Here is a 22266-nt window from a genome sequence, read left to right on the forward strand (position 1 = left end):
TTGGTTAGGTACTGTATGTCTAATAATAGACATGGCTAACTGATATGTCAAGTATTAGACATGGCTAACTGATTAAGTAATTATTAGACATGGCAAGCTAATATGTCTATTAGTTGTCATGGAGATTGATTATGGCTTTTGAATTAGTGAGGTTTAGCATTGCAAGCCCTTATGTAGAGATATTGGACAAGCAAAGGGAGGAAGGCGAATCAATTCACCAAGCCGCCAAAAGATTAATTTCTAATCTTCTGGAAGGCGATCGCCAATCATCCTCCCTGCCCCCCGACCTAGGCGATCGCCTAGGGGCGCTTGAGGATCGCCTTGAACGGGTAGAAGAAACCCAAGGTCTGTCCCCTAAAGACCTGGAGCGGTTGGCCAGCATTCTCAGAGGAGATTTGGGGCTTGGTGAAATTGGCGATCGCCTGGAAACAATCGAGTCCCGGTTAGAAAAATTTGAAAAGCATCTTGACTGGGCCAAGCGGGAAATCTTGGATCAGCGAGGAAAAATAAAGAATAAGACACCCTAGCTCAAACCCTTATACAGTAAAGCTTTGAGCCCGTCTTATTCTCTGTCTTATTCTTTTTTTTAGATGAGACATTATTTTTTTATTTTTTCTGAACTCCTTGCACAGCAAGGCTTTTACCCCGTCTTATGGGGTGTCTTCATCTCCGTCTTAGTTCAAAGCTAGTATAAGACACCCCAGGACTATCACCGGCGAAAAAAACCGCCCCCATAGGGACGGTCAAAGGATGTAAGTCAAGGGCTAAACTGCTATACGTTCCAATTGGCGCGGATCCTGGGTTTGGTGGGAGTCTTGCCAGGAACATCCTATTAGTTGCTCAACAGACTTCCCAGACCGCAACCAATATTCCATCAGTCGCCGCCATTGATCTAGTGATAGCCTCGTATCTGTTCCATTTTTTGCGTTGTAGTAGCTTTTTCTTGTCAATCCGATTAGCTCACAAAATCGAGTCACAGGAAGACCAAGCTCCTTTCTAATGGTTTCCAAATCTTTACATCCTTCGCTGTTGACTTTTCTAACACTATCCATTTTAAATAATGGTGTGTAGATTTTACACACTCGACTTTTATTTCTGGGGGCTGTTCTTGGCGGATCACCCCCGGATATCCTTATTTTCTCCTATGAACCCCAAAACCGCAAAAAGACAAAAAACCCCCTTTGGCTGAAGGGGGCTAGCAAGACTGCAAAAGTTAAAAACTTAGGGTTTATGTAGCAGAAGAACACGTCATCTAATACTCTTCATTATATTATGGCAAGCCGGAAAACGCAAGTACAGTCACAAGAAAAGCCAGCTTATTTTCTAGAATGGGAAGCATCAAAAGTAGCCCCAGAAATTATAGATAAAAATGTTACTTTTCTAGAAGGAAACAACGCCTATGAAGCCCTCTTATATTCGCTGGGAGAGGAAGCCAGGACAAATTCCGGTCAATTACGACAGAAATATTTACTGCGTTATAATCACCTTTTTGCTGGTGGTTGGTTTTGTTCAACTCTTGATCCTCTGGCTAACTTTTCTCGTACTGACTGGGGCTGTTTCAAGCCCTTAGAACCAAAGGAAAAAGACGGGAAGACAATCAAGTATGAGCATCCCCCCAATACACCCCCCAGGGCATTCTTTCTAGAAATTGGGGAAGCTCAATATCAGAAAATTTCTGAGCTTTGGGAAGTGGGAAAGACGGGTAAATTTTGGGAATGGTTACAAGCTAACCCAACCATTCCCCTAATCATCACAGAAGGAGCCAAAAAAGCCGGGGCATTACTTAGCGCAGGTTACCCAGCTATAGCGTTGCCAGGGGTGAATTCTGGTTATCGAACGCTAGATGAGGAAAAATATCTCATTCCCGAAATCACGAAAATGGGCCAGCCAGGGCGGGAAATTATTCTCTGCTTTGACCAAGATAGCCGCTTTAAAACCCAAAAGATGGTCAACCGGGCCATTCTGGAAACCGGGAAATTATTGTTAAATCAAACCGGCCGGGTTTCTGTAATGGATTGGGAACCGGCGCAGGGGAAAGGCATTGATGACTGGATCGCCGCCCATGGGGAAAAAGAACTCCATCAGCTAGTGGAGAACCGGCTAAGTTTAGCGGAATTTGGCGAAAAGAAAATCAGGAAAGTCCGAAAAATTACCCAAAATGCCCATTTTTTGGATTTTCTCAGGGAAACAGAACTTGATAAAAAACTTAAATACAATCTGCTCAGCCTGGAAATTGAACTGGATGGAAAACAGTTTGATGACCCCGACTGGTTTTATATGTGGTTTTGCGATCGCTATTCTGTGGAGGTCAGCGAAAAAATATTCTTTGGAGGAGTGAATTATTTTGCTCAGTCCAATAAATATCACCCTGTCAAGGATTACTTGGAATCCGTTGCAGATCTCCCCCCAGTTGACCTGGATAACGCGGCCGCACGCTATTTTGGACTGACTGATCCGATCTCCAATATTTTGTTGAAGCGATGGTTAATTGGGGCGGTGGCCCGGATACATAAGCCCGGATGTAAGCTTCAGGGGGCTTTGATTCTTTACGGTAAAGGGGGGCGGGGAAAATCCACCTTCTTTGAGAAATTAGGCGGCCCCTTTTATGGGGGAGACGTTGACGATATTCGCGGCAAAGATAACCTGCTCAAACAACATAACTATTGGATTATTGAATGCCAGGAATTTGACCAGATTACTTCCAGAAGTCAGGCGGCCGCCCTCAAGGGCTGGATCACCACAGATACCGACCAGATCCGCCCCCCCTATGCGAGAAAAGCATCCCCCCACCGCCGGGGCTTTGCGATTGGTGGGTCAGTTAATGGGATTGAATTTTTGTCCGATCCCACTGGCTCTAGACGATTTTGGATTTTGGATGTTGGCAACAAATTTGTTAACAATGATTTGTTGGAAAGTGAAAGGGACAATCTTTGGGCCGCCGTGGTTCAGGCTTATATCGCTGGGGAACGTTGGCACTTGACAGCCGAGGAAGAAAACAAAGTTTCGGATAGTAACAAACGCTATGAAGTTTCTGATGAGTGGACTGGGATTATAGAGGAATATATTTCTGGTCGTAACGCATTGACAGCCATGGAAATTTTAACTGAGGTTTTGGAGTTTGAAGAAAAAGCCATTACAAGAAAAGAATCTCTGCGAATAACAAACATTCTTACTTCCCTAGGTTGGGGGAAAATTGGGCAAAGGCGGGAAATTTACCAAGGGAGATCAAGACGGGGTAACTGGTGGGTTAGACCAGAGGTTATGGAGGCAATGGAAAGCGGAAAACTCAGTCCCCAAGCCAGTATCGCGGAAATTAAAGGGCTGTATCTTTCTGAGCTAAATCAGGAGGGTGTCTTAACCCCCCCGTCTTATTCTCCCCCCCCGTCTACATCTCCAGAAAGTAGTATAAGACGGCTAGAACCCAATGATAGGAACAAAAATGGGCAAGTGTCTTATACTACCCCTAAAATTGAGCAAAAAAAAGAAAAAGAAAAAACTTCCCCCGGAGAGAACGGGAGCTATGCAAACGAAAAAACTAATAAAACTCCCTTGGGGATACTGGATGATTCCCACAGAGAAAGCCAGATAGAAGAAATAAATGGCTATAAAGAGATATTGGGGTTAACTACTGAAGACTTATGCAAAAAAGCCCAAGAATTAGTGGGGAAAGACTCAATCTTTGATTGCTCCCCCGCCGACTTGATAAACCTAATTTACTGGCTAAGGAGGCAATTACCATGACAAAAAAAGAAATCAAGGGCCTGGTCGATTACTTAACCTACCTAGATGAAGTCTTGCAACAGCTAGGCACTTGGGAGGGAAGCACTGGTTACTGCGATTACCCAATTAATCTCACTCATTGCGAAAAATATCATCTGGCCAGGCTCACCCTGCCCAAGTTCCGCGAAATTAAACGCCACCTAATCGCCATCCATGACAAATTGCCAAGTGAGGGTGAGGATTTTTAGCCATGGGGAAAACCAAATTAAACAAACGGCTCTGGTTATCCACCACTGAAGCGGCTCAAAAATTGGATCGCCATCCTAGTTGGTTCCGAGCCAGGATCAAATCCGGTACATTTAGGGTAGGCATCCACTACCGGAACACTAGCGATGGTGTTCGCCCCACTTATGAGTTCTGCTTAGATGAGATAGACAAGCTGTATGAGTAGATATGCAGACCAGTTGCCCATAGTAACCGAGCCATCCGCGGCCAATTTTTTACTAGGGACGGACGAAAACGACCCCAGAGCATTGGTAAGGATTCCGACTGATGTCATACCAGATGAATTGCCCATTGATTGGGAGAACGCAGAAATAGGTAAGTCCCTGAAATGGGATGGGGAAAAGTTTGTTTTTTTTTGCCTTCCCCTCCTAGTTCTGGGGGAAGTGGCGGCGCTGTTATGGGCTTAGTGATGCAGTCAGCCTTTGCCCATGTTCTGTATGAAGAACCTGTTAGTTATGACGTTATTGGAAGGGGATTTTAATGCCAACAATTTATGTAAACGGAGGCTCACCAAATTACACAGGGGCAATTTTTACCAACGCTAATGAATTATTAGCATTGATAAAACAAGGATTAGAAGACGCTGGTTGGGCAACAATTACCTACGATGTGGGGGTCAACCTATTTGCCAAAGGAACAACTCTAGTTAACGCTCATAGTTGTTGGGTAGAATTTGCCATTTCTGGGGGGACTTTAACCATTCGAGGATGGTTAGAGGAAGCAAAAACAAACGGCTCTCCAAATTCTATCCATACCCACACCTTTACCCCAGAAGGAACCAATAGGCTATGGCTAACTGCTGATGAAGACAGCGGTTGTATCTGTATTTTTAGTGATAGCACGGGGATAAGTGCAGGGACTCATTTTGGCTTTTTGCAACGTATAGATCCAACTGACCCATGGTCTTGGATGATTGGCAGAATTAGGTCTGATGGACATAATTTTGCATATTCCGCCAAGGCAAAACACAATAATGTAAATTGGCGGCAATTAGGCCTTGACTATAGTTTAGTTACTGACTTTAACACTGCAAGTCAAGTTATCCCCATAACAACATTTGACTTAACGTGTCATGGCAAGCCGGGGGGTACAGGAGGCGGTTCTTATCTTAATACTAGCTCTGCAAATGCTTTTTTAAGAGTGCAAGAGGGGCGGCGAAACTATAATAATCAAGCCGCTATTAGTCAATATTATTATTTGGAAGGCATTGGAGCATCTACTGGTTATAGTGTCAATTCAAGATTATATTTTCGGGGACTTGTAAAATTTGCTTTTTGTGGCGTTGCCAGCGAAGCTGATGTTGCACAAGTTTTAGATTCATTAACAGGGAATAGAGTTTTGTCCACCGGAGGGACTATGTGGCAGGGGATGAGGATTTTGTAAATGACTTGTTGTATAGGAAAAGCGCGGATTTATTATAAAGAACCTATTGGCTTTAAATTCAAATATTCAGGTTCAGCAAATGGGGAAGTGACAGCACAAGAACCGCTCATTCACAACTGTAATTTAGTTTTTCCTGAAGAAGACGAAGAAGGATTACCAAATGTTATTTACAACTATGTCTATACTGCATCATGGAAAACAACTGATAATTATTGGCTGCACTGGTATGGTGACTCTCGTCCTGAATCTGGTACGTATAATGGAACAAAATCTAATGTGATTGGGCCTGTATCCTTAATATCTGTGACTAATGAAACTCAAACACAATATGGAGTACGCAAAACTCAAGTAATGAGACTATACAGCAATGGAAATTTTCATTCCGAAATAGGACTGCCTTTTGTTTCTCATATAGACCAAAATTATTCAGTGTCGGTACAAGGCAGTTTAGTCCCAGTTAACGGAGATCCGCCAAAAGAATTCCCTAAACCGACTTATACTTTCAAAGTGATAGGAGAAGAAACGGGAACAATTTACCGGGAAATATCAGGGCTAGAAGAATGCCCCGAAGTAAACAATTTGGGCTGTGTAATGGGGGAGGAAAAATACGTTGACACCTACATGGGAGGTATAAATGGAAAGTTATTAAGATTTATTCCTGGCTTCGCAAAAATTCCAATTCTTACAGAATATAAAGAATGTATAAAAACAAAAAAGACCAATAATTTATTAGGTAATCCAGTTTTAAATGTTTTGAAATATTTAGAAGCGGATATTGTTGATATAGGCTGGAAAGATATAGGTTTTGAAAGTGGAATTTTATCTATTCCAATTATTGAAGGTTGCCCCGATCCACCAGTCAGGGTTGTTTGTTGTCCTGATGGAGATTGTGACCCCAAAGAAAGGTGTCCCCCGGATACAGATTGCTCCCTCGATTGTGGAGATTTTGTATGCTGCTACAAAAATGGCAAAGTAATAAAAACGGTTAGAAAATAATGGCTAAATGTCCCCCCCAAGGGCCGAAAGGCGACCGTGGCCCGGCTGGGCCTCAAGGTGAAAGAGGTGAAAGAGGTTTTCGGGGCCCAGAAGGCCCTCAAGGTGAACGTGGCCCAAAGGGTGACAGAGGTGAGAAAGGGGAGCGTGGCCCAGAGGGAAAACAGGGGCCAAAAGGCGACCGTGGGGAGAAGGGAGATAAAGGCGATCAAGGTCAACGGGGCCCAGAAGGGAAGCAGGGGATACAAGGGCCACGGGGTTGGATGGGGAGAACAGGCCCCAAAGGCGACAAAGGCGACAAAGGCGATCGTGGGCCACGGGGATTACCCGGAGCAAGGGGGCCGGCGGGCAGACAAGGGCCGGCCGGAAAAGACGGCAATGGGGGGATAACAATTCCCATCATCATTACTAAGATTGTCCCCACCCTGAAGGTGGAATTAAAACCCCAGATTGCTTTGGAAGTGGCCCTTCAGGTGAAGGCTTACTTTGAAGCAAACCTGAGTGTCATTGCCAATTTCATTTACGCCAAGTTAGAGGCAAATTTATTTGTCAGACTCCAGGCCAGTGTTGAGGTTTGGCTTCAGAACAACATCAATTTGTTTGTGGCGCTAATTTACGCCAAGCTGGAAGCCAATTTGTATCTGCGGCTTGAGCCAAATATCAAAATTTATATCGACAACAATCCTAAATTTCGGGGGCCAGATGGTGCCAAGGGTGAGAAGGGGGACAAGGGCGATCGCGGTGAGCGGGGTTTGCAGGGATTACCTGGTCAAGATGGTGCCAAGGGTGAGAAGGGGGACAGAGGCGATCGCGGGGAACGTGGGGAACGCGGCTTACCCGGATTGAAGGGGGATAAAGGTGAGAAGGGGGACAAAGGCGATCGCGGGGAACGTGGGGAACGCGGCTTACCCGGATTGAAGGGGGATAAAGGTGAGAAGGGGGACAAAGGCGATCGCGGGGAACGTGGGGAACGCGGCTTACCCGGATTGAAGGGGGATAAAGGTGAGAAGGGGGACAAAGGCGATCGCGGGGAACGTGGGGAACGCGGCTTACCCGGATTGAAGGGGGATAAAGGTGAGAAGGGGGACAAAGGCGATCGCGGGGAACGTGGGGAACGCGGCTTACCCGGATTGAAGGGGGATAAAGGTGAGAAGGGGGACAAGGGCGATCGCGGGGAGCGTGGTTTACCTGGCAAAGATGGGCTAACAGACTTGACCTTTACTCCCCGGTTATTCTGGAACCCGAATAACAATAGGCTTGAGCTAAGGCTCACCATCAATGGCACTACAAAAACCACTACCGTAACCATCCCCATGGAATGCGATTTTTCAGAATTAATCGAATATTTACAAGACATTCAAGACAAAGTGACCATTACTCCAGACATTCAAGCCGGGGAATGTGGTGATCCTTCTGAACCTGGGGACTGGTATCAGTACATCCCTGGCACCGCAGTACCGGCGGGGGGATTAGAGGAAGCCTTTACCCTGCTATCGAATCAAATTAAGGAATTACATGAAACGGCCTGCCAGGGAGTACAGCCAAAAGTCCCTGTCAGAGATTTGCCCCAGGTGATCGAGTGCGTGAAAGATGAAGAAACTGGGGATGTTCAAGTTCAAGCCATGAGCCTAGGCGATATGGAAACAAACCTGGGTTTTGTTCCCCCCTGGGCCATTGGTGTTGCCAAAGATGTCATTGCACCATGGGCGATTGACCAAGCTTTAAATTGGTTGGGGAACTGGTTGACGGAACAGACCAAGATTAACCAAGAAATAATTTGCAAAATTGAGGCTGGGGGAGACTGTAGCGTTCTACTCCCTGATCCGTCGGCGGTTTGGAACACTAAGGGGAGTTATTTGCTGTTTTACTGGTATTTGGAGGGACAACCCAACTGGAAACACACCACACAATTGGCGGAACCGATAGATGCCATTACCAATCCGGGTGATCCTGCCTCTGTTTGGGCTACCTATTTTGCGGGGCTAGAAATCAAAATTGGCAATCAATGGGCACAAATTTATACGGCTGATAAACGACGGCGATCGCCCTTGTACAGGGGATGGTTTTGGGATAAGCAGGAAGCGGAAGACAAACTTTATCAAATTGCCGCCCTATCTAAAATTCCTATCAGGGAATTTAACAATCCCAAATTTACAGAAGTGAAAAACCAAACTGTTCACTTGACCAACCAAGGCAAAATCATGAAGCTACGCAAGGTTTGTGTGGCGGTTAAAACGGAAGATTCAGATCAAATAACCATTGTGAGGGGATATGAGCGCCCACAAGAGAACTAATGGGCAATGGGGAACTGCCCAACGTCACAGTGTTTTTGCCTTTTACCCTAGGGAATTCACCCCCCGCCTTCCCCACTACAAAAAAATTCGTTTCCCGGAATACTGTCGGTTGAAAAATATCAGTCGAGATCAGGCGAAAACGTTGATCAATAAGAAATGGTTGGCTGTAACAAAAGTTCACGGTCGCCTATGGGTACATGAAGTTTGCCCCGACGAAATAAACCAATTTTTCGGGTGTTCCCCGTAGAGTACGAAGGAGTCTAACTTTGGTTTTTCCTTGTTAGCCTTTGGAAGGATTGCCATGATTGGGGTAGTTTATCTAGCTCAATCGGAGAATTTTAATGGCTTTTCAGATTTTCCCTGTTGTAGGGGGTACAGCCGATTTTGACGGGCTTTTTATCCCTGTAGGGGATTTGCTAAATGGTGGTATTGAAGGGGCTAGCGAATTTGCAGATGCGGAACCGGCGGCCCTCAAACGAGATAAGGGGCTATTTGCCGTTTGCGAATTAGTAACTGCGTATGTAGCAGGACTAGCCCCTGGAGTGGCATTAGGCATTTCCGCCAGTCGTCCCAATACTTCAACAGTTAACTATCAATACGGTTTAACCGTACAGCTATACGAAGTTTTAGGGGAAGGATCCCCCTTGGCTCCTCTGCCTGTTCCCAGTGTCGGGGAAAATGCGGGCATTGGCGATTTTTCCATCGAAGATATTTTTCCCAATGCGGTGAAAGTGGCCGCCGCCGCCGATCCTGGTGGCTCTGGAATCTTGATTGAATCCGCAAGTGTGGCAAATTTTGGCGGGCCTTCCCATGCCTCTCTCAACTTAACGACTGACTCTCGGATGTACTTTGGGGCCTTATTCCGATACATGGCCGCGAGTACCGATCTTCCCTTGCGTACTGCCAGCGTTGCCAGTGCCGTAACTGCAAAATCCGCCGCCGCCCCGGTTACGTTCTTCCCTACTGCGGCTATGACTGCGGCCACCAATCCCACCACGGACATTGCCGCCGCTGATTTACCCCGGACAGTCTTTGTTCAGCAATCGGGCAGTGTAACTTTCAATCTGATTGCCTCTCCCCCTGATCCGGTGATGGATCTTGAATTGAATAGCGTCACGATCTAGTCCTACTAGGCCGATGCTCAACTCGTTTAACTTTATGTAGGGTTTAAATTATGTCACGGTACGATCGCTCGCACATGATGGCCACTTATATCGATGATTTAGGCATCGAACATAAGAATCAAGCCTTCAAAATTCAGGGTAACGCCCCTTTGTTGGATGCTTTTTACCAAGCCAGAACAGTAACGGTTTGTTCTAGCTCTCGTTTGTTTAAATTTCGTCATTTGCTGGCTACGTTTGCAGATGGACGGCAATTACAATATCCGGTGCCTGACCCTGGCAATGCTCTCTCTATGGCTCAGCAAATAGCTGGGGAAGGGGCGGCCTGTATTGATCTTGTAGGAGAAGAATGGGGTTTTATACCTAAGCAAATCATTCCAGGGGACTATCGTGACACTCCTTATTCTGGATTGCCGCCCCGTAAAACCTATAAATCAATCACATTTGATTACACCCCAGCTGTTGTGGGAATCGAATCTGTTCGGCTGTCCACCAGAATTCCCACCGACAATGGGGATTTGGAAGCTTGCCAGCAGATCGGTTTGGAAGGAGTGGTGGAAGGGGGTGGCATTTGTAATGCGGCTGGTTTGATCGAACCCCGCCACTTGATCATTCAAGCCCGCGCGGTGGATGCTTTCAACTCAGAAAACTTCAGAGAAGGTAAAGTTAGTCGTAGGGTAATTGTTTCTAGCCCCTTGGCAGTCATTGCTACTGGTAATGCCGCGGCTGAGTGCGCGGAATGCTTTGGCTACAAAGGAGAATCTATTCCTAACATCCAATTAGTAGCTGGTACTGCTGACTAATGGCCCGCTACGTCGGTGATTATGAATCCGACAGTAGCAAACGGTTTCCCCGCGTTGCTTTATCTGTTGGATTTGTAGAGGTGACCAGGGGAGAGATCCAAGGGCAGTTTGAGGTTAGCTCTGAGGCTGACGATCGCCGTTATCTCCCCGGAATTTGGTTCAGCAACACCGATACCGCTAACCCAAGGCTGGGGACTTGCCGATTGCCCCATACTCCCCGGTATGCATTGCTTTGGGTAACTAACACACTGTATTTACGGGTTCCAGTTTTTTGGCGGCCAGGGACGACACTGTATAACCAATTTTTTATTGCTCTGGCTTTTGATTTTGAAAACAGTTTGGTTTCTTTGGGGCAACGGGGAGAGGTTGTTTCTAGTAATTGGCTGAGGGTTTACACAAAATGAGTGCAATTGAGCCAGCAAAAACCACTCGCACTTGGGAAAATCGGATCATGGTCTATGACCGGGATCTGTTGGGACAAACCGTCAACGTTCGTGTGCGTTTTCTGGTAGGGAAAGAACCCCAAACGCCCCGCCCATCAGCATTGGAAGCCCGATTATCTAACGAGGCAGGATGGAAAGCCCCCAGCCGGAATGGTTGGGAGCCACGGCAATTGTCGGCCTGCTTTGCCTTACCAGATAACCCCAATCAAGAAACTAATCGCACCGTGTATAACCCCTATCGCCCCGGTGATAGCGGGCACAATGCCTTAATTCGTCAAACCTTTGCCTGGCCAGGGGTCTTATCCCTGACCTACACCGGGGAAACCCTTAACAAGAAATATGAGGCTTTTGTATCACCATGATTACGGAATTAGTTATTAAACTTCGCCTGGAATCCCTACGCCCACTGAATTCCAAAGTAGCTGAAGAGTACATTTCTGAGTTGCTATTGGGGGAAGATGACAATTTTTTCGGAGGGGAAACGAAGCTTTATGCGATCGCCCTCCCTGACATAGATATTTCCCTGGAGGAAGTCTAGTGGAACTATCCGTTATCTATGACGGTGTTCTAGACCCCTCATCATTTAATCTATCGGAAACATTCAGAAATGCTCAATTTTTGTATTTTTCCGCCGGAAATGACTTTAACTATGAGCTAGAGATTGGGGTCAGTTTGGTGCTTTTTGCTCCCACCATTGGGGGAGGTGACCAGGCAAAGCTTGCCGCTGACCTGGGGGTACTGAATTCCAATCAAATTATCCCTTTGACCAGAGAGGTAAGCGAATCTGGCTTGGATTACCAACTAGCCTTTGGGGTTGACACTTCTGTTCCTGGTTTCCGGGCCTACGTCTGGACTTCTGAAGTAACCCAGGAAGGATTATCCGAGGCGATCGCCCAACTGCAAGAGAACACTTTGGACATTCTGGAAAACCAAGCTACCCAGCTGGCCACCCAATTGGCCATTGGTGCCAACCAGATAGCCCAAAATCAAGCCCTTTCTTTAATTGGCACAGGGTTAATTCCCCTCACCGCCGGAGTAACTGCCCCTGTCCCCTTGATTTTGCAAGGCTCAAGCCTCCTTTTATTGCCAGGAATTTAACCATGAATTTAAACGTCTTCACGGTTTTAGAAACCGACCGGGCCGCCAGGGAATTAGGGCTGGATCTCCCCTATGCCGCTTGTATTGACATAGCAGAAGAAATTGTCCGGTCTAAATTTCCGGTCTGCGTCCGAGAACATTTGCAGAATTGGGAGGAAACTAAATGAGTCATTCGTATAACCAATCAGCTTATTTAGCGGCTCCCTATAGCTTTGAAGCAGTCGAAAACCCTGAAACGAAACAACTTAGACCGCTATCAGGCATAAGAACTTTCTCAAAATTCAACGGTGGGGCCATGACTGCTGACGAAATAAAAGCTTGGGAAATGCCCACCGCCGTGATAGTGAAAAGTTTTTGGGTCAGTTATCCGGTAAGCCCTGAAGGAACTATCACAGTAACTCTCTTTAATCCTTTGGGACAACAACAACAGAACTTGATTTTTAACACTGACAACAATGGGCAAAAGCTTAATAATGCCTGGGCTTATAGCTTTGATGCCCTTTTTGCTATTCCTAGGGATTGGAAAATGCAATTTAAGCCATCCGTTGCTATAAATTCTGTCATTGCCTATCTAGAACCATGTCTATTTTTTGATAATCAGCTTGGATTAAAAGTTAGCTAAGAGACTATTTTTATGATGTTATTTGCTACTACCGATGCTGTTATAAATGGTCTTCTAGCTTCTGGTGATAAGCCATTAACATTAGGCATTTTAGCTTACATTGTTTATTTGCTTTATAAGGCTAATCAAACCTTAAGTGCATCTGATAAGAAGCAAACCATCGCAATAAAATGGCTACAAAGAAATTTACAAAATCTACACATAAGAGTAGAAAACTTAGAACGATTCAATCAAAGGACTCACCCTGAAGAATGGCGGGCTCCCCATGACATTGGCACAACTTCTACAATTTTGGATTTAGATAATGATTAAATTACTAGGCAATCACCAAATTTTAACCAGTAATAAACATGGCAAAGTCAGGCTAAATTTTCTTCCTTTGCTGGATTCTTTTTACACAAAACATGGAGAAAGTATTACCCATTTTTTATTCGCTCATTGGAACAAACTCTTAGAGTTGCCCGCCTACTATGACCCCATTACAGAGAGGTATTTTGCTGCCCCAGAAAGTCAGATTCAAATTGTGGCAACGGATCACTTTTGGGAAGGGGTACAGCGGGTTGATGGCTCCCCCCTGCCCTCCAGTTGCTTGGTCTATCCCAATGCCACAGCGGAATGGATAGACAAAACCTTAGTAATTGATAGGGCTTGATATGGCTACCCTCAACACAATCCTAAGCATTGCCGCCGCTGAAATTGGGGTCACAGAATCCCCCAGAAATAGCAATCGTACCAAATATGGGGCTTGGTATGGCATGAATGGTCAGCCGTGGTGTGCCATGTTTGTTAGTTGGGTATTTGACCGGGCCGGCTCTCCCCTGCCTGTCATGCAACAGGGAGCGCCCAGCGGAGCCGCTTATTGTCCTTTTATTGAGCATTACGCTAAACGCCAGGGACGATGGTACAGCAAACCCCAACCTGGGGACTTGGCTCTGTTTCACTTTGGCAAGCGAGAAGCCGTTCACATTGGCATTGTGGAAACAGTCATGATTGCCGGTCAATTTAACAGCATCGAGGGCAATACCAGTGCAACTAGCAATGACAACGGCGGGGCCGTCATGCGGCGATCGCGTAATGTGAGCCAATGCCGGGGATTCTACCGCCCCGTGTTTGGCCCTAAAAAGACTGGGGTGGATGCCTATTATCGTCTGATCCGATTGACCGACCCTTTTATGTGGGGGGAAGATATTCGAGCCTGGCAAATCCAAGCCAATTGGTTTGGGTATGGTTTAAACCCTGACGGTGTGTATGGGCCAAAATCCGAAACAGCCTGTAAAAAATTCCAAGCTACCCGCGGCTTGGTAGTGGATGGTGTAATTGGTGATATTACTTGGAAAGAAACCTTCAAAAAGCTTAATTAGTAACGACTAAGCAAGTTTTTCCGTTTGGAAAAAATGACCATCATTGGGATTAAAACTACTAAGTTATAAAAAAAGTGAAGTTCAATTCGTGGAAACCAAATTTCCCCAATACACCAAGGATTAGGCACCGTGGCTAACAAGATGGTATGTTCCCCTAGGTGTAAGGTTTGAAGCATTAATGCAGTCAATCCAAACAGCGACAAAAATACATATAACCCAATTTCCATTATCACTGCATAGAGAAAATGGAGCCATTGTGATCTCATTAATTCAGGAAAATAAACTCCGAGCAATCCTAAGCAGTCTGGACGCTCCCAACCCAATAAATAAAGTTGGCTCAACTGGAATATATGCTCAGCAAAATGAATTAAGCAAATAATGATAAAAGCAAAAATTATTTTATTTTTCATACCATATCACCTAAATTTAAATTTATTTCTGGAGCCTCAGTAATAATTTGCAACTTGTAATCAGCGTAGTCATATAGTTGCCCGTCAAACCGATAAATGAGACCAGATTCAGCAAAGCCCCCTGCCACAGAACCCAGCCCCGCCGTTGAGATTTTATCAAGCAGGGATTCCAAAAGGGCTAATGGGGTTGTGCCTTCCAGTTCAATTTCTATTTGGGTCGGGCTGATGGTTAGCCATCCCATTTATTTTTTCCTCTAGCAAATGGATACATAAAGGATCTAGATTAGGGTTTAAAGTACAAACTTCTTCTCCTTCAAAAACCCCAGCTATAATCAAATGACCGTGTTCACCCTCATAAATTAAATATCTTAAAGGAACAAAATAAGTGTTTTGATATTTTTCTGGAGTTTCATATTCATAAAGCAATTTTCCAACACGAAAGATAGGAATTCTTGGATGTTTTTTGAATGAATTTTCTTGCATATTACTCTCCAATCAGGTTAGTTTTTGATAATTCATAAAACGTCAATAGCCATTTCCAATATAAAACGGATTCATCGCTAGAAAGAGCTTTTCTAACAAACCAAAAGGAAAAATTATCGTCTGATCGGGGATTGTAAAAAGCCAACGGGGAGCTGTCAGAGTCCAATAATTGCGCCCCGTCGGAGTCAAGTAGAAAACCTTGGTAATAGCTGAAAACCCGCAGAAACACCGCGGCTAAAACAGCGGAGGGATAGTCATTCCCTGGGCTTAGCCCCACGGCGGTTAAATTTTCCCTGGGGATAATTAACTTGCCTCCCGCCACCGTTGCCCCTGGGCCAAAAAAATCAGCCAGTTCCACTAGACCACCAGATCAGGATCTAGATCGGCTGATGTATCGGGGATATAAATCGCCACGTTGTAATTGAAGCTAATCTGATTTTCCCCGCCCCTAGTTTCAAACTGCTTAAAGGGATCTCCTACAATCAAACCCTCGGTGGGATCTGTGTTGTCTGTCCCCTGAGTAGATCGCCAGTGGAGAAGAAGGGCGGCTGCAATCCTGTCGGCCCACTCATCAATGGTGAGATCAGTAATTAACGATGGATCGGTAATGCCCGCAAGATCATCAATGTCAAAAGTAAGTGTCTTTGCTGTTTCGTCAAATGTGGCCGCCGCGCCAAACCTTTGTATTAATGTTTGAGCCATGGGAATAGGGGGGTAAAATCTTGGACTTTTCAGGATCATTTTAACCCCCTTGACAACAAATTTTCTTCATTTTTAGGCAATATTTAGGCAATGACTTTTTACGATAAGCTGGAATGTAGTCCCAGAAAAGCTTTTAATTTTTAGCCCAGGGGACTCATAAGCCCAAGGTCGGCGGTTCAAATCCGCCCCGAGCCATTTTTGAGTTGAAAAATCTTTGCCCGAATTCCTTGGCCCGCTTGATTTTTAGGATTTTTCTGCTTTTTAGGTAATGAAAAAATTAGATGGGGGGAGAGCAAAACCCAGCAAAGATTACCTTTGGGCATTACAGCCACTCCTGCGGGCATTGACCGGACCTTTACCTTTCCCCTTTGCCTGAAAATTAGGGCAGCGGCGGATTGAGCAACAATCTTGTGCTGATGGGTTCTATGGGAGTATTAAGGTTTAAGGATTGGGGAAAAATCCAAACTTGATGATCGCGCTAATCACAACAGTGAAAATAATTCCAATCAGGGCCCATATTTGGGATTTTTGGAAATCCCTGAAATCTTTCTTAAGAGTTGATAGGTCAGTCTTAACCGGCGCCAAATCGACTTTGATCTGAGTCAGATCGCTATTACATGCAGTCTAAGCAAGCATCAATTTTGCCCAGAACATCTTTAAGGTCAGTTTCGATGGTAGCCATAGGTTTGTCTCCTGGTTAAAGGGGAATTGCTCCCCCTGCATAAAGTTTAATCAAATATCTGGTTTAAAAGCTCTACATCATTCAATACAGACATGAATTTTTGTCCCTGACAAGGCGGGAAACTAATTGGTTTTTGTTGCCAATTTTGACCACAGCAGTGATTTCGATATTCTTCTAAAATTTTTTTGTCTATCAGTGGAGCAACCTAGTTGTCCCAGCAAAATTGTAGGGGACTAAAGGAACCTTCCGTGACATGTTCCAGTGAATAGTGATGGTGATATTTGGGTAAAGTCTAGCAAACAAGCTCTAGGAGAAAACGGTAACTACATCTGCAATCAAAAGGGAAAACTTTTTCGACTGAGTGAATTTGCAACAATTTGCTATCTTTATCCGTCAACACTTTTCTTGTTGTTGAATCATACATTGAATGCTCGAATCCGTCGCCGACATTTTCAACGCCGGAGCAAAATACGTTATCCCTTTTCTGCTCTGTGGTATTCCCTTTTATGGCCTAGTGGTCAAAAAGGTTAAAGTTTACGAAGTTTTTGTGGATGGGGCCCAGGAAGGCTTCACCATTGCGGTGCGGATTATTCCTTTTCTGGTGGCCATGCTGGTGGCGATCGCCATGTTTCGGGCTTCGGGAATGTTGGATCTGTTGCTGACGTTGCTCAGTCCAGTGTTAAGCCTGGTCAATTTTCCTCCAGATAATTTGCTCCTAGCCTTAATGCGTCCCTTATCCGGTAGCGGTTCCTTTGGCATTTTCGCAGACTTGGTAGAGCAACATGGCCCGGATTCCCTGACCGCTAAAACTGCGGCTACTATGTTTGGTTCCACGGAAACCACCTTTTATGTGCTGGCGGTGTACTTTGGCTCAGTGGGCATCAAGAAAATTCGCTATGCTCTCCTAGCGGGTCTAATGGCCGATGTGGTAGGGATTTTTTCCGCAGTTTATATTTGCCAATTTTTATTTGGTTAGTGCATGGTTAATTCAAATATATAGCTAAATGAAATAAAAGTGGGGCGGATGGTATGTATAATGGTATATTATGAATAATGACTAAACTAATAAGCAACTTATGGCATACGATCTAGATTTACGGCTAAGAGTAATAAGTTTTCTAGAAGAAGGGAATGGTGTAACGAAGGCATCAAAAATATTTAAGGTAGGTAGAGAGACAATTTATAGATGGTTAAGCCGGGAAAATCTGGAACCAACGAAGGTAAAGAACCGGCGTCGGAAGATAGATATAAAAGAGCTGGAGAAAGATGTGATGGAAAATCCGGATATGCCGATGAAAGAGAGAGCAAAGAAATTCGGTGTAACTCCTAGTGCACTGTCATATAGATTTAAAGAAATGGGAATTACGAGAAAAAAAAACAGTTACTATATAAAGAAAGAGATGAAGAAAAAAGAGCAGAATATCAAAAAATCCTGAAAGAGCTAATTCTAATTTATGGGGTTGCAAGCCTTGTATTCATAGATGAGGCTGGTTTTGAGGAGTTTGCCTCTTCAGTGTACGGATGGTCAAAAAGAGGAGAGAGAGTATATGGGGAAAGGCAAGGAAAAAGAGGAAAGAAAGAAAACCTTGTGGCAGGTAGAAGAAAAAACAAAAAAGACCTGATAGCACCGATGCTATTTAGTGGAAGTTTAAATGCCGAAGGTTTTGAAGGATGGCTTGAATTATACCTGATACCTGCATTAACAATTCCATCGGTATTAATTATGGATAATGCGCCTATTCATAGAAAGAGTAGGATTAGAAAAATAGTGGAAGAGGCAGGACATACAGTTTTGTTTTTACCTACCTACTCGCCAGATCTTAATGACATAGAGCATGATTTTAGTGCATTGAAAAGAGCAAGAACATACGCCTCTCCAGGTGTAAGCATAGATGAAATTATCCGTAACTACTGTGTAGCATAATGTCCTATAGTTATTTTAACTAGCTATAATTGAGATAAAATTCGATGGGATTAAATTTGCCAAACGATTATAGTCAATTCAAATAAGATTGAGATGACCAAAGTCTTTACCAAAGACGCTTTTAGCTTTAGTCAGTGTCTTACTTTCAATTAAATCAACTATATTTTCTCTCCTAGATATGCCTGGTTTTTAATCAAGTTGATCATGCTGAAGTTCTGACTATTTTTCAGTTATGTTTTGGCAAGCTTGGGCGCAAAGATCAGCCACTTCTAGGGCATATAAACTGGCCGATAAATCCACATAAAGGGGCTTACCGGTGGTTAAATAGTCCAACACTGCTTCTGTATCCTGTTTGAATAGTCCCCGACGACTCCCAACAGGGATTTCTATTTCCGTTTGTGCTTGAATTAACTTGCCCGTTTCCCCAATAAAAATTAGGGTGCCCCGATCGCCGTGGAGGGTGAAAGTGCGCTCACTCTGGTGAAATACTTCCCCTTTACCGTAGATAACTTCTGCTTTTAGACCACAGTCAAATTGTAAGTAGGCCGTGGCTAAACAGGCCCGAAAATAGTCCGGATTAACCTGGGGCCAAAAACGACATTGGGCATCTACCCGTTGCACCGTACCAAATAAATCCGTAAACCGGCTGATGCGGGATAGGGCCGCCACCAGGGGAAAACCAAATTGTTCATGGTGATAGGTCCAGCGTTGGGGAGCGGGATCCTGTCCCATGATGGTGCTGTAGCGGGCGTAGAAAACCTCGCCGATTTTGTCGAGATTGTCCCGAATGGCTTGGTGTACTCCTCCCAACAGTTCAATATGCTCCACGTGCAGTAATTTGCCGCTTTCCTGGGCTAAATGTTGCAATTTCTTGCCCATGCTATGGCTCAAAGCGAGGGGGTACTCCAGCACCACATGTTTTCCCGCTTCCAGAGCCGCCTCGGCGATCGCCCCATGGAGTTGGTTAATGGTGGCAATGAGGACTAAATCCACTTCCGGATTATTGACCAGCCCCTGCCAAGATTCCTGGGGAGTAACGCCAAAGGTATCCTGAAACTTAGCTGTGTTGGCTTCACTGTTGCCCCAAAACGTGACCAACCGACTACGGCGATCGCCCTGGAAAACTTCCGCCCGACGTTGGGCCGCATAACCGGTGCCAATGATACCAACCCGTACCGGCGTAGCCCCAGCAGGAAAATTTTCAGACATAGAACATTAGTAAAGTTAAAAAAATGTAGACTAAGCCATTGTCCCAGACTGCCTAGGCCTGCAACAGTGCAATCCCTTGGCAATATTCAAATTTGCTTCAATCCCCGCACCAATCTCTCAATGGCAATGCTAGCGGTATCCTGCCGTAGGGCGCCATAGGCAATACGTAGATAACAACCATTTTCTATGCCAAAGGTGGAACCGGGTAACACCCCCACCTTAAATTCCCCGATCAGCCTTTTAACCAGTTCCACATCCGACAGGGAGCTATGGACTTCCAGCAAACAATAAAATGCCCCCTGGGGCACCACCAAACGGCAACGGTCGCACAGTGGATCCAATGCCTCTAGCAATTGCTGGCGACAGGCTGCCATCTCCGGCAAAAATTGTCCTGAATAGCCTTTACCCACCTCTAAACAAGCAAGGGCCGCATATTGGGAGACCACCACTGGACAAATTAGATTGGTATCCTGAATTTTTCTGACCGCTAGCAATAACTCCTGGGGAATAACCATATAACCGACTCGCCAACCGGCCATCCCATAGGCCTTGGAAAAGCTGTAGAGGGAAATGGTATGGTTTCCACTGCCAACTACGGCCCCAGGGGAAAAAATGGGGGTTTGGTCGTAGGCAAAATAATCGTAGGCCTCGTCATGGATATGGTAAATACCCCGCTCCCGACAAAGTTGGTTCACCGCCCGTAAATCCGCCTCTGGATAAATAGCCCCGGTGGGATTATTGGGAGAAATGGTCACCACAGCCCTAGTCCGAGAGGCGATCGCCTGGGCAATTAGGTCCGGTTGCAGTTGGTAATTTCCATCAGTGGGCACCAACACTGGTTGACAACCCGCTATTCTGACCGCCATTTCATGGTTAAAGTAGTACGGAGTATTGAGGATGATTTCATCCCCCACCTCTGTGATGGCTAGCACCGCATTTAAAAAACCCATATTGGCCCCAGCGGTCACTATTACAGCCTGGGCAGAGGAAACATTGATGCCATTATCCCGTTGTAATTTTTCCTTCAGAGCCGCAATTAAGCTCGGTATGCCTGCCACCGGCTGATACTGATGTAAGGGAGCTTGGACTAAACTTTCCTGGACCGCCGCCGCCACCTCTTTGGGGGGAGGATAGAAAGCCACCCCTTGACCGAGGGAAATAGTGCCGGGGGAATCCGCAATCCATTGCCCCACCACCGGAATTACAGGGGACTGCACCGAATCCATACGGCTAAAGGCTGTTTCCATTACCATTGTGAATCTGAACCCATTGGTTTACGTTAACCTTCCATTCCACTATTGGGAAACACCATGGCCGCCCAGATAGCCCTCATTGCCCACGACAACAAAAAAGACGCCCTCGTCAACTTTGTCCAACAGCACAAGTCCCTTTTCTGCCGCTACGACCTCATTGCCACCGGGCAAACGGGGGAATTGGTCAGGAAAAAAACTGGGTTAGATGTGGAAAGTGTTGCCCCAGGCCCTTTGGGAGGAGATGCCCAAATCGCCACCAAAATTATCGATGGGACCATTGCCGCCGTCATTTTTCTGATTGATTCCCTCTATGCCCAACCCTACGAGCCGGACATCCGGGCCCTATTGCGGCTGTGTGAAGTGTACAACGTTCCCCTCGCGATCAATCTCGCCACCGCCAAAGCAGTGATCAAGCTATTGGGCAAAAAAAAGACAGGGCACCTAATTTTTAATCCCGTAGCAGGGCAGGGCAATGTGGAACGGGAGCTAGATTTAATTAAAGAGCATTTACAGTCGGAAATTAATCTCAAAATTACTTTCACCAGTGCCGATGTTAACGTCACCGACCAAACCAAGGAAATTGTTGAGAGCATTAAACATATCAACGAACATTCCAATGGGGAAGGAGACAGTTTTATCATTGCTTCAGGCGGGGATGGCACCGTATCCGGCGTAGCGGCCGCCCTGATCAACACTGGCATTCCTTTAGGCATTATTCCTCGGGGCACCGCCAACGCATTTTCCGTGGCCCTGGGCATTCCCACCCAAATTGCCGGAGCTTGCCAAACCATCAACCGGGGCATTACCAAAGTGGTGGATACAGCCCTGTGTAATGACATTCCTATGCTTCTTTTGGCGGGGGTCGGCTTTGAAGCAGAAATGGTAGAAAAGGCAGACCGGGAACTGAAAAATAATCTGGGGGTAATGGCCTACATTTTTGCGGGCATTCAACAGGCCAGGGAACAGGAATTGTTTGAAGCTGAGATCGAAATTGACTCCGAAACCACCACCATGGAGGCCAGCGCCATTACGATCGCCAATGCGGCCCCTCCCACTTCGGTCTTTGCCCAAGGGGGAGGACAGGTGTCTTTTACCGATGGGTTGCTCGACATCACTGTGGCCAGTAGCCAAACCGCGTTGCAGGGCCTACGGGTGGTAACTAATCTCTTCACCTCCGCCCTGTCGAAAAATCCCAGTGATAATGAAAACGTAGTGCATCTCAACGGAGAAAGCATTAAGGTTACAACTAACCCCCCTCAAAAAATCGTTGTGGATGGAGAAATCATCGGTACTACGCCAGTGGAAGTTAAATGTCTCCCCAAAAGCCTGAACATTTTTGCCCCGGTGGAAAATAGTTGAACTTTGGGCCCACAATGCTCTCCCTGGGCATAGTCCAGCACCAAGTAACCCTGGCATAATGAGCCATGGCTGGGGTCAAGATCCGCCCGATCGCCTTACTGCAACCGCCCTAACGGTTGCC

Annotated in this window: 30 protein-coding genes; 22 read left to right on the forward strand and 8 right to left on the reverse strand. The window is 45.7% G+C overall.

What is annotated here, in order from left to right:
- Nucleotides 1-131: 131 nt before the first annotated feature.
- The 6 genes from D082_RS02095 to D082_RS02130 all read left to right on the forward strand — a co-directional run bounded on the left by D082_RS02095 (nucleotide 132) and on the right by D082_RS02130 (nucleotide 6384).
- On the forward strand, nucleotides 132-527 hold the full coding sequence (locus tag D082_RS02095) for a hypothetical protein (RefSeq protein ID WP_038529947.1): 396 nt from the start codon (nucleotides 132-134) through the stop codon (nucleotides 525-527).
- A 745-nt stretch (nucleotides 528-1272) separates the two neighbouring features.
- Nucleotides 1273-3741: a VapE domain-containing protein gene (locus D082_RS02105; protein ID WP_038529953.1), complete on the forward strand. Its 2469-nt coding sequence runs from the start codon at nucleotides 1273-1275 to the stop codon at nucleotides 3739-3741.
- Nucleotides 3738-3968, forward strand: a complete 231-nt coding sequence (locus D082_RS02110; protein ID WP_038529956.1) for a hypothetical protein — start codon at nucleotides 3738-3740, stop codon at nucleotides 3966-3968. The genes D082_RS02105 and D082_RS02110 overlap by 4 nt, the downstream gene beginning before the upstream one ends.
- Before the next feature lie 2 nt (nucleotides 3969-3970).
- Nucleotides 3971-4171 carry a hypothetical protein gene (locus D082_RS02115; RefSeq protein ID WP_038529959.1) on the forward strand — a complete coding sequence of 67 codons (201 nt, stop codon included), beginning with the start codon at nucleotides 3971-3973 and terminating at the stop codon, nucleotides 4169-4171.
- 314 nt (nucleotides 4172-4485) lie between these two features.
- Nucleotides 4486-5388 (forward strand): hypothetical protein, encoded by a 903-nt coding sequence (locus tag D082_RS02125; RefSeq protein WP_038529966.1) that lies wholly within the window; start codon nucleotides 4486-4488, stop codon nucleotides 5386-5388.
- Nucleotides 5389-6384: a hypothetical protein gene (locus D082_RS02130; protein WP_038529970.1), complete on the forward strand. Its 996-nt coding sequence runs from the start codon at nucleotides 5389-5391 to the stop codon at nucleotides 6382-6384.
- Nucleotides 6385-6387: 3 nt separating this feature from the next.
- On the opposite strand, the gene D082_RS18895 is transcribed toward D082_RS02130, so the two are convergent.
- Nucleotides 6388-6717 carry a hypothetical protein gene (locus D082_RS18895; RefSeq protein ID WP_238546797.1) on the reverse strand — a complete coding sequence of 110 codons (330 nt, stop codon included), beginning with the start codon at nucleotides 6715-6717 and terminating at the stop codon, nucleotides 6388-6390.
- Nucleotides 6718-6812: 95 nt separating this feature from the next.
- Here D082_RS18895 and D082_RS17285 point away from each other — a divergent pair, with 95 nt between their 5' ends.
- The 12 genes from D082_RS17285 to D082_RS02190 all read left to right on the forward strand — a co-directional run bounded on the left by D082_RS17285 (nucleotide 6813) and on the right by D082_RS02190 (nucleotide 14123).
- The gene (locus D082_RS17285) at nucleotides 6813-8675 is read left to right on the forward strand and encodes a collagen-like protein (protein WP_051738645.1); all 1863 of its coding nucleotides are present in this window, start codon (nucleotides 6813-6815) and stop codon (nucleotides 8673-8675) included.
- 341 nt (nucleotides 8676-9016) lie between these two features.
- On the forward strand, nucleotides 9017-9799 hold the full coding sequence (locus D082_RS17290) for a hypothetical protein (protein ID WP_051738647.1): 783 nt from the start codon (nucleotides 9017-9019) through the stop codon (nucleotides 9797-9799).
- Between the two features lie 74 nt (nucleotides 9800-9873).
- Nucleotides 9874-10599 carry a hypothetical protein gene (locus D082_RS02150; RefSeq protein WP_038529973.1) on the forward strand — a complete coding sequence of 242 codons (726 nt, stop codon included), beginning with the start codon at nucleotides 9874-9876 and terminating at the stop codon, nucleotides 10597-10599.
- Nucleotides 10599-11003, forward strand: a complete 405-nt coding sequence (locus D082_RS02155) for a hypothetical protein (RefSeq protein WP_038529975.1) — start codon at nucleotides 10599-10601, stop codon at nucleotides 11001-11003. Before D082_RS02150 ends, D082_RS02155 begins: the two co-directional genes overlap by 1 nt.
- Nucleotides 11000-11404 (forward strand): hypothetical protein, encoded by a 405-nt coding sequence (locus D082_RS02160; RefSeq protein WP_038529978.1) that lies wholly within the window; start codon nucleotides 11000-11002, stop codon nucleotides 11402-11404. The genes D082_RS02155 and D082_RS02160 overlap by 4 nt, the downstream gene beginning before the upstream one ends.
- Nucleotides 11401-11580, forward strand: coding sequence for a hypothetical protein (locus D082_RS02165; protein WP_038529982.1), 180 nt, complete (start codon nucleotides 11401-11403; stop codon nucleotides 11578-11580). The genes D082_RS02160 and D082_RS02165 overlap by 4 nt, the downstream gene beginning before the upstream one ends.
- Complete coding sequence (locus D082_RS02170; RefSeq protein WP_144428710.1) at nucleotides 11580-12140, forward strand: hypothetical protein; 561 nt, start codon at nucleotides 11580-11582, stop codon at nucleotides 12138-12140. The genes D082_RS02165 and D082_RS02170 overlap by 1 nt, the downstream gene beginning before the upstream one ends.
- A gap of 2 nt (nucleotides 12141-12142) precedes the next feature.
- Nucleotides 12143-12307, forward strand: a complete 165-nt coding sequence (locus tag D082_RS18485) for a hypothetical protein (RefSeq protein WP_158506485.1) — start codon at nucleotides 12143-12145, stop codon at nucleotides 12305-12307.
- Nucleotides 12304-12762, forward strand: coding sequence for a hypothetical protein (locus tag D082_RS02175; RefSeq protein WP_158506486.1), 459 nt, complete (start codon nucleotides 12304-12306; stop codon nucleotides 12760-12762). The genes D082_RS18485 and D082_RS02175 overlap by 4 nt, the downstream gene beginning before the upstream one ends.
- A gap of 15 nt (nucleotides 12763-12777) precedes the next feature.
- Nucleotides 12778-13074, forward strand: a complete 297-nt coding sequence (locus D082_RS02180) for a hypothetical protein (RefSeq protein ID WP_238546798.1) — start codon at nucleotides 12778-12780, stop codon at nucleotides 13072-13074.
- Nucleotides 13067-13414, forward strand: coding sequence for a hypothetical protein (locus D082_RS02185; protein ID WP_038529994.1), 348 nt, complete (start codon nucleotides 13067-13069; stop codon nucleotides 13412-13414). The genes D082_RS02180 and D082_RS02185 overlap by 8 nt, the downstream gene beginning before the upstream one ends.
- A 1-nt stretch (nucleotide 13415) precedes the next feature.
- Nucleotides 13416-14123 carry a peptidoglycan-binding protein gene (locus D082_RS02190; protein ID WP_038529997.1) on the forward strand — a complete coding sequence of 236 codons (708 nt, stop codon included), beginning with the start codon at nucleotides 13416-13418 and terminating at the stop codon, nucleotides 14121-14123.
- Here the strand turns inward: D082_RS02190 and D082_RS02195 are convergent.
- From D082_RS02195 to D082_RS02210, 5 genes are read right to left on the reverse strand one after another with little or no spacing between them, the layout of a single operon-like run.
- Nucleotides 14120-14533 carry a hypothetical protein gene (locus D082_RS02195; protein WP_051738649.1) on the reverse strand — a complete coding sequence of 138 codons (414 nt, stop codon included), beginning with the start codon at nucleotides 14531-14533 and terminating at the stop codon, nucleotides 14120-14122. The genes D082_RS02190 and D082_RS02195 overlap by 4 nt on opposite strands.
- The gene (locus D082_RS02200; protein ID WP_038530000.1) at nucleotides 14530-14775 is read right to left on the reverse strand and encodes a hypothetical protein; all 246 of its coding nucleotides are present in this window, start codon (nucleotides 14773-14775) and stop codon (nucleotides 14530-14532) included. Before D082_RS02200 ends, D082_RS02195 begins: the two co-directional genes overlap by 4 nt.
- The gene (locus D082_RS18235) at nucleotides 14735-15016 is read right to left on the reverse strand and encodes a hypothetical protein (protein ID WP_144428711.1); all 282 of its coding nucleotides are present in this window, start codon (nucleotides 15014-15016) and stop codon (nucleotides 14735-14737) included. Before D082_RS18235 ends, D082_RS02200 begins: the two co-directional genes overlap by 41 nt.
- Nucleotide 15017: 1 nt before the next feature.
- Nucleotides 15018-15374: a hypothetical protein gene (locus D082_RS02205; RefSeq protein WP_038530003.1), complete on the reverse strand. Its 357-nt coding sequence runs from the start codon at nucleotides 15372-15374 to the stop codon at nucleotides 15018-15020.
- Nucleotides 15374-15718 carry a hypothetical protein gene (locus D082_RS02210; RefSeq protein WP_144428712.1) on the reverse strand — a complete coding sequence of 115 codons (345 nt, stop codon included), beginning with the start codon at nucleotides 15716-15718 and terminating at the stop codon, nucleotides 15374-15376. Before D082_RS02210 ends, D082_RS02205 begins: the two co-directional genes overlap by 1 nt.
- A gap of 1109 nt (nucleotides 15719-16827) precedes the next feature.
- Here D082_RS02210 and D082_RS02215 point away from each other — a divergent pair.
- The 3 genes from D082_RS02215 (at nucleotide 16828) to D082_RS18905 (ending at nucleotide 18324) form a co-directional block, all read left to right on the forward strand.
- Nucleotides 16828-17376 (forward strand): spore maturation protein, encoded by a 549-nt coding sequence (locus D082_RS02215; RefSeq protein ID WP_028948420.1) that lies wholly within the window; start codon nucleotides 16828-16830, stop codon nucleotides 17374-17376.
- Between the two features lie 100 nt (nucleotides 17377-17476).
- Nucleotides 17477-17836 (forward strand): IS630 transposase-related protein, encoded by a 360-nt coding sequence (locus tag D082_RS18900; RefSeq protein ID WP_028948682.1) that lies wholly within the window; start codon nucleotides 17477-17479, stop codon nucleotides 17834-17836.
- Between the two features lie 77 nt (nucleotides 17837-17913).
- Complete coding sequence (locus D082_RS18905; RefSeq protein ID WP_238546747.1) at nucleotides 17914-18324, forward strand: transposase; 411 nt, start codon at nucleotides 17914-17916, stop codon at nucleotides 18322-18324.
- A 219-nt stretch (nucleotides 18325-18543) separates the two neighbouring features.
- On the opposite strand, the gene D082_RS02225 is transcribed toward D082_RS18905, so the two are convergent.
- Together D082_RS02225 and D082_RS02230 are read right to left on the reverse strand one after the other, a co-directional pair.
- Entirely contained in the window at nucleotides 18544-19533 is a 990-nt protein-coding gene (locus D082_RS02225; RefSeq protein ID WP_028948647.1) for a Gfo/Idh/MocA family protein, read from the reverse strand.
- Nucleotides 19534-19619: 86 nt separating this feature from the next.
- Nucleotides 19620-20780, reverse strand: a complete 1161-nt coding sequence (locus D082_RS02230; protein WP_238546799.1) for a pyridoxal phosphate-dependent aminotransferase — start codon at nucleotides 20778-20780, stop codon at nucleotides 19620-19622.
- A gap of 63 nt (nucleotides 20781-20843) precedes the next feature.
- On the opposite strand from D082_RS02230, the gene mgsA reads away from it, so the two are divergent.
- On the forward strand, nucleotides 20844-22145 hold the full coding sequence (mgsA, locus tag D082_RS02235) for a methylglyoxal synthase (protein WP_028948645.1): 1302 nt from the start codon (nucleotides 20844-20846) through the stop codon (nucleotides 22143-22145).
- Nucleotides 22146-22266: the final 121 nt, after the last annotated feature.

The organism is Synechocystis sp. PCC 6714 (assembly GCF_000478825.2).
Lineage (GTDB): Bacteria > Cyanobacteriota > Cyanobacteriia > Cyanobacteriales > Microcystaceae > Synechocystis.